We start from the raw sequence: 12,639 nt of genomic DNA on the forward strand, positions 1-12,639 counted from the left end.
TTCTGTCATGGTGACTACGCACACAGCATCATCCGAGAGAAGGATGACACGCGATCTTGTGGTGACCGGTGAAGCCGTTGCGCTCGATGCGATGCCTTCAACGGTCGGTACCCGTGTATTGTCCGGGTTGATTGACTATGTGTTCTTCGGGGTCATGCTTCTTCTCACCCTGATCACCATGGTGTCTCTCTTCGATCGAATCATTCTTTCTCCGGCGCAAATGATGACTTCTATCGCACTAATCATGTTGTTGTGGATAGTGGTCATCCCGATGAGCATTGAGGTTTTTACCGCAGGCCGCTCATTGGGAAAGATTGTGATGGGTACTCGTGTTGTACGCCACGATGGGGGTCCGATTCGCCTTCGTCACTCTTTCGTTCGCATCATGGTGGCTTTTGTTGAAGTCTGGCTCACGTCAGGTATGGTTGCCGTTTTGGTCTCAGTCATTTCACGACGCGGTCAGCGTTTAGGCGATTATCTTGCAGGCACCTATGTGGTGAACGAACGCATGTGGGCTCAACAGCCATTGCCTGTTCTCATGCCACCTGAACTTGAAGCATGGGTTCGCCACGCCAATATTGTCCCAATTGATGGCTCATTAACTCTGGCGGCTCGTGGTTTCCTCGCTCGAGCACGGACCATGGACCCCATGTCACGCCACCGTCAAGGGATAGACCTTGCCCAAGAACTCGTCTCGAAAGTCTCTCCTCCCCCGCCACCGCAAGCTCATCCTGAACGGGTCATTGCCGCAATTCTCGCTGAGCGTCGAGACCGGGAGTACGTATTAAATGAGAATCCCTCATTTGCTTACTAAATGACTGGCCTCTACGCCATCATGGTCAAGGTCAGGCTCAATGAAAATCACCAAATTGAACTGCGGTACTGCCTGACGCATACGTTCTTCTGCACGATTAATAGCGCGAGCGATTGTTTCGCCGGTGCTTTGCCTATCCACTGCGATTTTCGCGGCCACCACAATCGTTTGCGGGCCGGTATGAACTGTCTTCATGTAGATAAGACGCTGAAGTCCATCTCCCTCGATTGCTGATTCCAGGTCACGCTGAACTTCAGGGGTGGCAGATTCACCAAGCAGTAATGAGGACATTTCCGTGGCGAGAAACAGAGCAATAATCACCAACAAGACACCGATTGCTCCACTTCCCAGAGCATCCCAACGTCCATCTGCGCTCACCAGTGTCATCACCACACCGCCCATCGCCAAAATGAGGCCGAAGAGAGCTCCCATGTCCTCAAGCAGGAGAAGAGGGACCTCAGGCGAGCGTGAGGTACGAATATAGGTAAACAGGGAACTATTTCCGCGAGCCTGTGCTGCTTCTTTTAATGCCGTGTGTAGTGAGAAACTTTCTAGAGCAATGGATACACCTAAAACTGCTAAGGGAACCCATTGCCAGGAGGTGATCGCTTCTGGATGGTGGAACTTTTCCCATGATTCGTAAAGGGCAAAAAGACCACCCAAAACGAACAGGACGATCGAGACGATAAACGCTGCAACATAGCGCGCTCGACCATAACCGAACTGATGCTCATCATCAGCCTGCCTCTGGGAGCGCTTTTTTCCTACTAAAAGCAACACCTGATTTCCACTGTCAGCCATGGAGTGAACTGCTTCAGCAAGCATGGATGATGATCCGGTGAGCATCCAGGCGAGTGCTTTTGTTAGTGCGATACCTATGTTGGCTCCAAGGGCGGCGAGAATCGCGGCGCTTCCCTCGTGGCTATGTCCGTCTGACACAGTGATGAGTCCTTTGGTGGGCGAATAAAACGTTAGTCATTAGTGTCGTCAAGGTGTATTCCGCTGTTGGGCAGCAACAGGGGGACTCCGTGAACTACGGGATACATCCATCCGTCGATGACGTTGAGTAAAACAGTTGAACCATCAGGTGCGGTGGCTGGAGTAAGAGGGTGGGAGGTTCGTGGGCATCGCAAAAGCGCCTGGACCCAGGCTTCAGGAAGAGATGCTGGGTTCTGCAGATGGTCAGGAGTTGCGTTCACGAGTCTTTTTCTCCCCTAAGAACACGCAGGTGCCCTCGCCGAGCGATCTCGCCGTCAGCGCCGAGTGGTTGGGTCAAGGGTGATGACTCCATGCGGGTTGTACTGCGGCCTTGCATGCGTGGGTGAGGTGAACGTGATGCCTCCTTAACAGCTTCAGCTAACGCAACCAAATCGTCGTCGGACGGGGGCGCGGACTCGAATTCGGTGACGAGGCGAATAACTTGCCAACCGCGGGGTGCGGTGAAGTTTTCCACGTGGTGTTCGCACAGGTCGTAAGCCTCGGGCTGAGGCTGAGTCGCCAGCGGACCGAGCACAATAGTGGAGTCCGCGTAGACACTGGTCAATGTGGCTACTGCGGGGCGTTCACAGCCGGGTCTGCGGCAAATTCGTCCTGAGTTCACATGGTGAGAGTATCGCGAGCGCATTGGTATGTGCATGTGGCGCGCTGACAAGGGCGAGCAGAGGGTAACAGCGGTTGATATATCCCCGCATGTCCCTGTGCGGAGGTGTTTCGTGGCGTGCCCTGAGAGCGTGGCGCCAGCCTTCCCTTTAGGCTGATGGGGTGAGTCCTGATCCTTTGCTTCCTGACCCGATGGCGCCGCCTGCTCGACGCCGTGATCGTCATGGCCGCGGGCTTCGTGCGCCTCTGCTGCCGCATACGGTTCCCGCATGGAGAACTCGTCGCGAACAGTTTGATCGTCTTGTTATGGGGCATGTGGATCGTATGGCCGTGATTTGTCCAGCGGTAGAGACTATTGAGTTCGCCGTTGAGGAGGTGCCCCCATCAGATCCTGCTCCGTGGGAAAGGGGCGTGGTTCTGGGCCGTGCTTTTGATGCTGAGCCGCGCGCTGGTTTGGCTCCTCGTGTGGTGGTTTACCGCCGTGTGATTGCCTCGCGGGCGTCATCAGCAAGTGAACTGTCTTCCATGATTCGCACGGTCCTTGCTCAACAGGTAGCGTCTCTTCTTGGGGTTAGTGCTGAAGATTTAGAGCGCGACTAAGTTGGTCCGATTCACTTGGCCGCATTCCTTAGTTCCCCGTGAATCCACGAGGTGGCATCGAGGCCACTGATACAACACCGTCCCCAACGAGCACCTTACGGCGCGGGAACGAAGGATTCGCTGGCCACATGATCTTGGGTGCTCAGCGCTTGGAATGAGGCGAGAAGTTCGCCAGGCATCGGGTCCGCGGTGGTGGCAGTGAGTAACACGTTCACCCCGAGAGTCGGTGCACCCTCATCGGTGGTGCTGCTCCCGGCATTCACGGTGACGGCGTAGGCACGGATTGACGGGTCGAGGTCGAGGGTTTTGACACGATGGGAACCAATCAGCACATCAATAGGCTCCGCAGTCTCGGATGCGGCTGAGGAACCGGCAGCATCGAGCATCGGCGAGAGTGTCAGGATGATGGGGTTGTCCGAGGAGTTCGCGATGGTTGCGTGGGCGGAAGTCTCTACGCCGGGCACGCCCTTCGGCTCGGGATTCATGAGGATATGCGGGTCATCCGTTGCTGAATGGATCCATGTCATATCCGTCAGCAGGGGGCTTTTTGCTTGCGGGTAGGGCTTGCCCTCACGAATGAGTTTGACGGCCCCAGCGATGGGTTGATCGCTCGTGAGTAGAAGTGCGTAGTCTCCTGCAGGCATGGCGTTGAGACTAATGTCGGTGACTGCTTGAGGGGCGATCTCAATGTTGTCACCGCCGGGAAGCGGGTGTTCATCGTCAGTAGCCAAAACCTGGACGCTCACGTGGGCTTGTTTCTGTGAGGTGTTGGCGATTCGTAGGACGGGGCCATGATCGGCTGACATGCCCTGACGGTCCGCGTCTGCCTGCGTCATGGTGAGGCCGGGAATGAGCACATGAGTGGATGGACGTGCTCCTGGCGCGATGATGCTGGTTCCTGCGGGGGTCTCACCGCTGAGGCATGAGGTGGTCAACCATGCGCCGAGTGTGCCTGCGTCAGTGGTCATGGTCAGTGCCACGCGTGGGTCGCGCAGTGCAGCACTTTCGAGCAGAAGTTGTTGCGTGGAGTAGGCGGGAACAAGCACATCTCCATGTGCGGGCATGTCAATGGTGCCGGTTGAGCCTTGGAGTTGGAGGCTAACAGTGATGGGGGCTGCTGAGGGGTTGGATAGTGTCAGCGCGGTGGAGCATCCCACTTCGGTGCTTCCGCCTACAAGGACGGCACTGGAGCGTGGAGCCATGCATTCTCCAGCAGTCAGTGCGCGGAGATCTCCTTGCGGTGCTGCCGAAAATGCAACGGCCGTGCTGTGTTGGGTTTTCCCTTGGCTCATCTGGGTGGTGATGGTGGAAGGGACGGAGTCTGTACGCCTGATGCCATTGTCCTCAGTCAGAGGCATTTCTCGAAGGTCATCGGAATCGGATGGTCCTCGCGATGACGATGAGTTCTCATTCCCCACGGCGGGTGCTGCTGCGGCCTGAAGAATATACGCGGACACCTCAGTGACAGCGGTGCTAGCGATCAGGGTTTCGCTTTGAGGCGCCACAACGTGAGCAACACCGAGGGTGTTAGTGGGGGCAGGTGGGCAGACGATATTTGTGGGGGCAGCGGGAGGCTCTGCCGCATAGGGGGCCACGGTGTACTCGGTGGGCGCGCTGAGTGAGGGCGCAAACAGCAAGGCTCCCAGTCCGGTAATGAGAAGGATCTGAGTGGCAACTGCGGGTACGCGACCCATGAGTCGGGAGCGAACAATCTGGGTTTTTTCGCGCATTACAGCCCCCTGCGTCGTGTTGAGCGGACGGGCAAGGCAATGAAGGCGTAGAGGGCCATCACTGCCCATCCTGCGTAGAGGAGCCATGTGGACCAGGTAGTTTCATACCAGACCTTGAGGTGGCCTTCGTGCGGGGGAACAAGGAATTCTTGTGACCATCCGTCATCGGCGCTCACGCTTGCCAAGGGTTCTCCGTTAAGGGTGGCCTTCCAGTGGATGGAGGCGCGCTGAGCGAGATGGAGTGTCCTGGTGGCACTGGCCTGCTCAATTGTCATGTCGACGACGCCGCTTGGCGAGGTATCAAGAACAACTGTTCCAGCGCCGTCAGTTCCGTTGGTTCGCAGTGAGGCGAAGGAGGCTGGGATTGTGCCTCCTACGCGCCAGGATTCGCCGCTGGCGGTGGTTGCGAGTTGTTCCATACCTGAGGTGGCAGCGATGGATGCTCGCACCTCAGCTTGCGTGGAGTGGTCTGCCCCGCTGACGAGAAGAACACCAATACCGTGGCTGGCGAGGTTGGCTGCTGCATCGTCATCCTGGACGGCTAGGAGAGTCGAGACGCTTTGAGAGAGATGACGATCGGATGGGTCTGTGGGATTCAAAGCCATCGTTCCTGCACCATCTTGATGGTCTGGGAGCCAAGAGTGGAGAGTATAGGCTGATATAGAAGGAAGAACATCGACGAGTTCTACTCCCTGGCCTCGCCATTGAGCAAAAGTAATCGAGGTGGAGTACGGGGTTAGTGCAAGGACCAAGGAGTGCTCAGGGGAATTTTGCATGTGTGCCGCGATTACGGGGATGGATTCGCTACCTGGCTGGAGTGCCCACCACGTGGGTGAAGGCGCAGAATCCGAAGGAGGCGAGGCCTCCGCGCGAGTCATTCCCCCCGTCAAGGATGGTGCAGCGTTCGATTCTTCAGTGTTCGAGGCATCGGGAACGGTGGAGACGGACCACACCCAGCCTCCAGTCATCACCAGCGGAAGAAGTACTGCGCAGGCGGTGAGTGCATAGATAGGTAGGTGCCAGGTCTTAAGAGGTTTGTAATCAACCCAGTCGCGAATGACGTCACTGGCCACGATTGCAGAGGTCAGGAGTCCGGCGTAGGCCAAAGAGAGGAGTGGAGCGGTCCAGGCCATGACGATTTCCGGCTGACCACTGATGAGATTGTGGCCAATGGCGACGGGGATGGTGGAAGCAAAGGCAGCGGTGAGCAGGGAGAGTAAAGCAAGACTCATGCCTTGGCGGGCACGTGCTCCACGCATGCCACCGGCAAAGCCACCAGCAAGTGCCGCGATCCAGAAGAATCCGATGGCTAATGCTCCCACCGCCATCACCACCGCACGGATGGGGTACGAGGCACTGGTGAGGTCACCGTGAGCCACGGGGAGGAAAGCGAAGAGGTCTGTCAGGTGCGGAGGAGAGAAGGGCAGGGGCAGATCAGGTAATCCTGCAGCCTGAGCGAGGGCATATTTCCAGGTGTGAATTGAGGCGAGGGATTGCCCGTGAATGTCTCGCGAGACGGCCCATCCCACCGGCGCAATAACGAGCAGGGAAGGAATCAGGAGGACAAGGGCTTGTCCCAGCGAGTGGCGCCTCGTCGCTGTCAGCACAATCAGGAGGAGCACCAGTGGAACTGCGAGCATCGGTGCGATGGCCACCAGCACAGCAGCAAGGAGCGCTGTAGCCGCGAGCGCACTGACGGAGCCAGGGCCGCAGTGTTCCACACCCACTGCTGCACGAAGAGCGGCCGCTCGGCGGGCCTTCATCGTGTTGTCGATGTCCTCATCAGATTCGGTCGATGAGTTGATAGCGATGAGTTCATCGTCATCGCCCCAGTCCCATTCATCTAGGTCATCGTCATCGAGAAACTCTGGAGCTACCACCGCGTCAGTAGAGTCAGTAACGTTAGCGGACTCAATGACGTCAGTAGAGTCAGTAACGTCAGTGGACTCAGTAACGTCAGCGTGATGATCATCGGCAGCCTCGTCGTCAGCCTGCTGGTCCTGATCGCGGCTGTCCTGGTCACCACTGGCGTGGTCATGATTCTCCTGAGCGTGGTCCACGCCCACGAGACCGGAAAGGACAATATCTCGACGGTCTTTCGCTGTGGCTCGGGCGTATCCCACGATGAGCCATGGCAAAAGAAGATGAATGATGAGAGCACTCAATCGTCCTTGGCCAAGGCTGAGGAGGAATGACGGGGCAGCAGCCCAGAAGAACGCTGCCGCAGAACGAAGGGAGACTCGACGCGAAAGGGTTCCCGCAGCAACCCAGCCGCCCCAGCCTGCCAGAGGGATTGCAATGATGAGAAGTGTCTGAACAGCATCGTCAACACTGATGCCAAGAGGCGCCAATACGGTGGTGACAAGCGCAGTCAACGTTAGCAGCGGTGTGATAACGGAGGGGTAGCCGTTGCCACTCATGATCCAGGACTGCTGGGCTTGGGCCCAGGCCTGCTGCACGCCCATTGTCATACGAACAAGTGCTCCCCCACCAACGGTTGAGGCGGTAATGAGGTCAGCCGTAGCCCAAAAACCGGCAATCGACAAAATGATGAGAACCACAGCGACAGTTAGACGACGCTGCTGAGCTTGCACTTTGAGTTCGCTCAATTCAAGTTCGCTAGGTGCAGTTGCGCGGGCATGGGATTCGCGGCGTTGGCGACGCCTATCCGCCCGGGCCGCACGAATTTCAGCCGAGTTCATGTACAACTGGCTGAGCACACGGCGGGAGATTGCGGCGTTAGCACGAATACGGCCTCTGCCACGGGCAACTATCCCAGGGCGTATCACTGCCTGGTAAGCGCTAGTCAATTCTGCTCGCGCCAACTGAAGATCCCCGGCGGTCAGGCGCCATGCGCCGCGCAGCAGTGCACCGAGGAAAACGATGAGGGGGATGAGGGGCATCTGCCAGGTGGGGGCGCCGATCATCCAGTTCCGGAGTTGGCTGGTACGGCGGTCTGCGAAGGACGCGTCAACGTCCGCTACGGCGTATTCGTGGATGGGTTGCTGTGTTTCGCTGGTGACAAGGTCGTCTCCGCGGGGGCGTAGATTCAGCATGGATGCGCGGCGGTGGCGGATTTTGGCGCGGGGCACCACAATGACGCGATGACCGGCCATGCGGATGACACGACAGAGTTCAAGGCCGTCACCGTAAGGGCCAAAATCGGGGTTAAAGCCACCGATACTGTCAAAAACTTCGCGGTTAATCAGTGAGCCTGCGCTACCGACGGCGATCACGTCACTTCGGTGGTCGTACTGGCCTTGGTCAATTTCCCCAGGAACGATGGAATTCGCGCGCCGTGCTGCCGGAGTGACCCGGATTCCTACGTCAAGCACTACGTCAGGATCGTAGAAATCAATCTGTTTGGGCCCTGCGACTGCTACGGACGGGGAGGTGATAACTTCGTCGAGAAGAGCAGCCAGGCAAGAAGGCTCCGGAGCAGAATCATCGTGGAGGAGCCACAGCCAACGAGAGGATGAGTGGCCAGCATTTTTCGGTTCGCTAGGGCCATAGTTCGGGCAGGTATGAAGGGCATAACCCACTGCTTGTCCAAAGTTTCCTGCCGATGGTGCTCGAATAATTTTGACGTCACTGACGTCGTCGAGCCCGGAGAGTTCAACAGCAGTTTCAACGGGTTCGCCGCTCCCCAAACCGTTACCTCGCGAGGCTACGTCAACGATGAGTGTAAAGGCAGGGGGAAGGGTCTGTTGTGTGAGGGCGTGAAGGGTGTCCGGCAGGTACGGGGTTGTTCCTGCAGTAACGACAATAGCGAGGACGTGTGAAGCGCTCGGGCTAGTCATGCCCTCCTCACTTACACAGCGCGACGCTTGAGTTTGCGGCGCTCTCGCTCTGACAAGCCACCCCAAATACCGAAGCGTTCATCATGTGCGAGTGCGTATTCGAGGCATTCTTCGCGCACTTCACATGTTGCACATACGCGCTTTGCCTCGCGAGTTGAGCCGCCTTTTTCGGGGAAGAACGCTTCAGGATCGGTCTGTGCACACAAGGCGCGTTCTTGCCACGCGAGAGGACCGTCATCTAGGTCATCATGACCGAAGAGAAGAAGGATTGCCTGTTCTTCATCTGCGGTGTGGGACTGCATAAGCGGTCCGTCGCCGAGGATGTTCCACACGGTAGTTCCCTCCGGTTGGGTGTGAATGACTGATCAAATTACACGCGTGTCATCTTCACTAGTCAAGTGGTACGTGATAGTGGAGCCCCGACAAGAACACTGGCGTCACTTATAAATAACAAGCGAGAGGTGAGATATATCCATAACTGCCCCCATTTTCATTCAACTAAACACTTGCCAGGCGACCAACAAAGTTCACATCCCGTCTCTTTTCCTAGCCCCCTCATACCCCCGGAGGTAAATAATTCCAACAATTCCGAGCAACACCCCATCTGCAACAATAGGCTCATGGAGTTCTCACAGGCAGCCAATAACACCCCCACCACATCTCAACCCTCACTTGAGGGAGGCGCTCCAAAAACCCTCAACGAGATGTTGGTCACACTTAATGATGGGCCTCGCAATGCCCTGGTGTACTACTCCCCCACTGAACGTATCGAACTGTCCACTCACGTCACTCGCATGTGGATGGCCAAAGTCTGTGGGCTTCTTAGCACTGAAGCATCTCCATCCTCACAAGTCCGTTTATCTCTTCCATGGCACTGGCGCACTGTCATGTGGGCAAGCGGTGCCCTTCTAGCTGGGCACTATGTCTCATTCACGACTCCTACCGAAAATATCCACGATGATGCTATTGCCTCACACGTATCTGCCGCTTCTACGTCCTCACAGACAGTAACGAACGACGTCTCCCCCTATGTTCCAGAATCCCTCATCTCCTCACTACTCACCCAGGCCTTTTCACAAGCAGACTACACCGATAGTTCTGATCACCCCCTTAAGGAGTTTTGGGGTGACACAGTCAGCGTGGCCTGCAACGAAACTGCACTAGATGACAACGCCGATACACAAATCCTGACGCCACTGTCATCCCTCGCATTGTCCTGGCCAGGAGAACTGCCACCCCTTGTGATTGACGGGGCAGCAGACCTGATGACCTACCCTGACACGCTCCAGCCCGCCCCTGTTTCTGCTAACACCTGCGCCTACTCAATTCATCGCTCTCTTCTTGATTCGACCTTCCCCACGCCCCCACATGGTCCGATGGTGACGATGACTCAACAGCAGGTGGCATACCTTGTCCATGCGGCCGCTCAAAAACTAAATACGTACGCTTCCTCTCCTCTTTCTCCAATCCTCCTTGATGGCCGAACTCTCAGCAGCGCCAGCGGAATACTGATGACCTGGGCAGCCTGGTCATGTGGGCGCGGCGTGGTGATCTTGAGTCCCGATTGCGACGAGCACACAGCGCAAGCAGCAATCAGACAAGAAGGATGCTGATATAGCAAGGATGGCGTTCACAGAAACCTGCATGCACTAACAGGCTCTTGATGCACGGGCGGCCGCTTTGCCATTCGTTAGGTCGCCAGCAGGCAAAACCTCACACGATTGTCAGCACTCTGTCACAGCAAACAACGAAAGGCGTGAAAGATTTATGGACACTCAGCCTGAACCAGTACGCCTTCGCCTTCAACGCTGAGCGCACGCTCGAAAGCAGGGATAAAAACTGCCTGCCCCACAGTCAGTTCCTCACTTCCGCCGATAGTACCTAAGCGCAGTGATCCCTCCACGACAATGCCGATGCGTGGGCCGTGCCCCATCACCTGGACGCGGCCGTCACCGCGGCGAACTGTAGTAACCAGGACATCAAAGTCGTCCACGGGAGCGTAGTAGGCGCGGGTGACGCTAGAAATGTATTCAGGCGCAGGACGAACCGGTGGGGCCGCTACGTAATCAACGCAAGCAAGCATCTCATCGACGTCGACATGCTTGGTGGTTAAGCCTGCGCGCAACACATTGTCTGAAGACGCCATGACCTCAATACCCAAACCGGAAATGTAGGCATGGACAGCACCAGCGGGGACGAAAAGTGCTTCGCCAGGCTGAAGAGTCACAGGATTAAGCAAAAGTGATGCGGCCACACCAGGATCGCCGGGAAAGGCCTCATTCATGGCAACCACATTGGCATCCACACGAGGCGAGGGGCTCAAACCAGCCTGTTGACGTACACGAACCGCGTTAACAAGTTCCTCAATCTGTCCCGGAGATGGCTTAGTTTCATCACTGACTACCTCAGTGAAAACCTGACGAATACCGAAGCGAGTAGGGTTACGACGCAGAGTCTTGCGCATCGATTCAGCCACTTCGCAATCCAGGCCTGCAAGGACCTCACCGGCGCGGCGAGGTGCCCGGAATCCTGCCACAGCTTCATAGTGAGTCAGCGCCAATACCATTTCAGGTTTGTGATTAGCGTCCTTGTACGAACGTTCCGGAGCGAGTCGATCAATACCCGCATCATCCTCAGCCTTGAACATTTGCGCAGCACGAGCCGAGTCAGGATGAACCTGCAAACTTAAAGGCCGACCAGGAGTGATGACTTTCAAGAGGAACGGGAGTTTCTCACCGAAACGCTCGACCACGTCGCTACCCAACTGGCCCACCGGATCGTCCCCGATGATTGACGCGAGGTGCGACTCAGCCTCAGAAGAGAAAGTCTCCTCCAGCTCGCAGAAAATGCGATGCTCACATCCCTGAGGAACCACCATGGTGGGGCCTGCTGGGTGAGCACCGAACCAGAGTTCTGCCCATGGCTTGTCATCGGCGGGCACACCCAGGAAAGACGGCATGACTGTCGGGGAGCCCCAGTCATAACGCTGAAGAGCACCAGTTAAGCGGAGCATAGAAGCCTCAATTACTCAATACACGGGCGGGGAGACCACAATGGCTAGGCACTACGCTACCGCCAAGCACATCAGAAAACTCTCCACGCCTCACAAAGGAGTACACATCACAGCCACAACAGCCAAATAGGTGCATGAAAAGCAATAATGGGTAAAACTAGTTCTATGCGTGGAATTATCCTAGCCGGCGGCTCCGGCACCCGACTTAACCCCATTACCCTTGGCACCTCCAAGCAGTTGGTTCCCGTCTATGACAAGCCAATGATTTACTACCCCTTAAGCACTCTTATGCTTGCGGGCATTCAGGACGTGCTTGTCATTACCACGCCTCATGACGCTCCTTCATTCCATCGCCTCCTAGGCGATGGATCCCAGTTGGGCGTAAATCTGTCTTATGCCGTCCAGGAAGTCCCCAACGGTCTCGCCCAGGCTTTTGTCCTCGGCGCCGATTTCATCGGCGATGACAGTGCCGCCTTGGTTCTGGGTGACAACATCTTCTACGGCCCCGGTATGGGTACCCGTCTGCGCCGCCACACTACGCCCACCGGCGGTGTGGTTTACGCCTACCAGGTCGCTGATCCCACCGCTTATGGTGTGGTGGAATTCAATGAAGACTTCCAGGCCATCTCCATTGAAGAAAAGCCTGCTCACCCCAAGAGCAACTATGCTGTTCCCGGCCTGTACTTCTATGACAATGACGTTGTTGAAATCGCTAAGAATCTCAAGCCTTCCGCACGCGGCGAATACGAAATCACTGATGTCAACCGCACCTACCTCGAAGCCGGCCGCCTCAACGTTGAAGTACTCCCCCGCGGTACTGCATGGCTCGACACTGGAACATTCGATTCACTGGCAGATGCCACCAGTTTCATCCGCACTGTCGAAGCTCGCCAAGGCCTGAAGATTGGTGCTCCTGAAGAAGTAGCATGGCGTATGGGCTTCATTGACGATGAAGGCCTGCGCCAGCGCGCTGAGCCACTAGTAAAGTCCGGTTACGGCGCATACCTGCTTGGTTTGCTTTCCCAAGATCACTAAAAGTTGTGCCGCTGCCACAGAACTGAATAACGATAGTTATCCGCCTAC

At 56.5% G+C, this 12,639-nt stretch carries 11 protein-coding genes; 4 read left to right on the forward strand and 7 right to left on the reverse strand.

From position 1 onward, the window contains the following. The first annotated feature begins 43 nt into the window (after positions 1 to 43). Positions 44 to 814 (forward strand): RDD family protein, encoded by a 771-nt coding sequence (locus tag A9753_RS05745; protein ID WP_245637381.1) that lies wholly within the window; start codon positions 44 to 46, stop codon positions 812 to 814. On the opposite strand, the gene A9753_RS05750 is transcribed toward A9753_RS05745, so the two are convergent. The 3 genes from A9753_RS05750 to A9753_RS05760 are packed head-to-tail and all read right to left on the reverse strand — an operon-like array spanning position 800 to position 2,438. Further along, entirely contained in the window at positions 800 to 1,753 is a 954-nt protein-coding gene (locus A9753_RS05750; protein WP_067781676.1) for a cation diffusion facilitator family transporter, read from the reverse strand. The genes A9753_RS05745 and A9753_RS05750 overlap by 15 nt on opposite strands. A 32-nt stretch (positions 1,754 to 1,785) precedes the next feature. Continuing rightward, complete coding sequence (locus tag A9753_RS05755) at positions 1,786 to 2,013, reverse strand: hypothetical protein (RefSeq protein WP_067781679.1); 228 nt, start codon at positions 2,011 to 2,013, stop codon at positions 1,786 to 1,788. Next, positions 2,010 to 2,438 carry a DUF3499 domain-containing protein gene (locus tag A9753_RS05760; RefSeq protein WP_067781682.1) on the reverse strand — a complete coding sequence of 143 codons (429 nt, stop codon included), beginning with the start codon at positions 2,436 to 2,438 and terminating at the stop codon, positions 2,010 to 2,012. The genes A9753_RS05755 and A9753_RS05760 overlap by 4 nt, the downstream gene beginning before the upstream one ends. Before the next feature lie 137 nt (positions 2,439 to 2,575). On the opposite strand from A9753_RS05760, the gene A9753_RS05765 reads away from it, so the two are divergent. After that, positions 2,576 to 3,013, forward strand: a complete 438-nt coding sequence (locus tag A9753_RS05765) for a metallopeptidase family protein (protein ID WP_245637382.1) — start codon at positions 2,576 to 2,578, stop codon at positions 3,011 to 3,013. A 95-nt stretch (positions 3,014 to 3,108) separates the two neighbouring features. Here the strand turns inward: A9753_RS05765 and A9753_RS05770 are convergent, their stop codons facing one another. From A9753_RS05770 to A9753_RS05780, 3 genes are read right to left on the reverse strand one after another with little or no spacing between them, the layout of a single operon-like run. Then, positions 3,109 to 4,743, reverse strand: coding sequence for a DUF5719 family protein (locus tag A9753_RS05770; protein ID WP_067781685.1), 1,635 nt, complete (start codon positions 4,741 to 4,743; stop codon positions 3,109 to 3,111). After that, positions 4,743 to 8,543 carry a glycosyltransferase family 2 protein gene (locus A9753_RS05775; RefSeq protein WP_067781688.1) on the reverse strand — a complete coding sequence of 1,267 codons (3,801 nt, stop codon included), beginning with the start codon at positions 8,541 to 8,543 and terminating at the stop codon, positions 4,743 to 4,745. Before A9753_RS05775 ends, A9753_RS05770 begins: the two co-directional genes overlap by 1 nt. An 11-nt stretch (positions 8,544 to 8,554) precedes the next feature. Next, entirely contained in the window at positions 8,555 to 8,875 is a 321-nt protein-coding gene (locus A9753_RS05780; protein ID WP_067781691.1) for a WhiB family transcriptional regulator, read from the reverse strand. Positions 8,876 to 9,163: 288 nt separating this feature from the next. On the opposite strand from A9753_RS05780, the gene A9753_RS05785 reads away from it, so the two are divergent. Continuing rightward, entirely contained in the window at positions 9,164 to 10,156 is a 993-nt protein-coding gene (locus A9753_RS05785; protein WP_067781693.1) for a hypothetical protein, read from the forward strand. Between the two features lie 152 nt (positions 10,157 to 10,308). Here A9753_RS05785 and manA read toward each other — a convergent pair whose 3' ends face one another. Next, positions 10,309 to 11,556, reverse strand: a complete 1,248-nt coding sequence (gene manA, locus A9753_RS05790) for a mannose-6-phosphate isomerase, class I (protein ID WP_067781696.1) — start codon at positions 11,554 to 11,556, stop codon at positions 10,309 to 10,311. A gap of 165 nt (positions 11,557 to 11,721) precedes the next feature. Here manA and rfbA point away from each other — a divergent pair, with 165 nt between their 5' ends. Continuing rightward, a complete protein-coding gene (gene rfbA, locus A9753_RS05795; protein WP_067782301.1) occupies positions 11,722 to 12,591 on the forward strand; it encodes a glucose-1-phosphate thymidylyltransferase RfbA in 870 nt (289 codons plus the stop codon). Positions 12,592 to 12,639 lie beyond the last annotated feature (48 nt).

This window comes from Actinomyces vulturis (assembly GCF_001687305.1).
Lineage (GTDB): Bacteria > Actinomycetota > Actinomycetes > Actinomycetales > Actinomycetaceae > Actinomyces > Actinomyces vulturis.

Coding starts and splice junctions, on each gene's coding strand:
- A9753_RS05745 (WP_245637381.1), top strand. CDS start 44: ATGACACGCGATCTTGTGGTGACCGGTGAAGCCGTTGCGCTCGATGCG.
- A9753_RS05760 (WP_067781682.1), bottom strand. CDS start 2,438: ATGCGCTCGCGATACTCTCACCATGTGAACTCAGGACGAATTTGCCGC.
- A9753_RS05770 (WP_067781685.1), bottom strand. CDS start 4,743: ATGCGCGAAAAAACCCAGATTGTTCGCTCCCGACTCATGGGTCGCGTA.
- A9753_RS05775 (WP_067781688.1), bottom strand. CDS start 8,543: ATGACTAGCCCGAGCGCTTCACACGTCCTCGCTATTGTCGTTACTGCA.
- A9753_RS05785 (WP_067781693.1), top strand. CDS start 9,164: ATGGAGTTCTCACAGGCAGCCAATAACACCCCCACCACATCTCAACCC.
- manA (WP_067781696.1), bottom strand. CDS start 11,556: ATGCTCCGCTTAACTGGTGCTCTTCAGCGTTATGACTGGGGCTCCCCG.
- rfbA (WP_067782301.1), top strand. CDS start 11,722: ATGCGTGGAATTATCCTAGCCGGCGGCTCCGGCACCCGACTTAACCCC.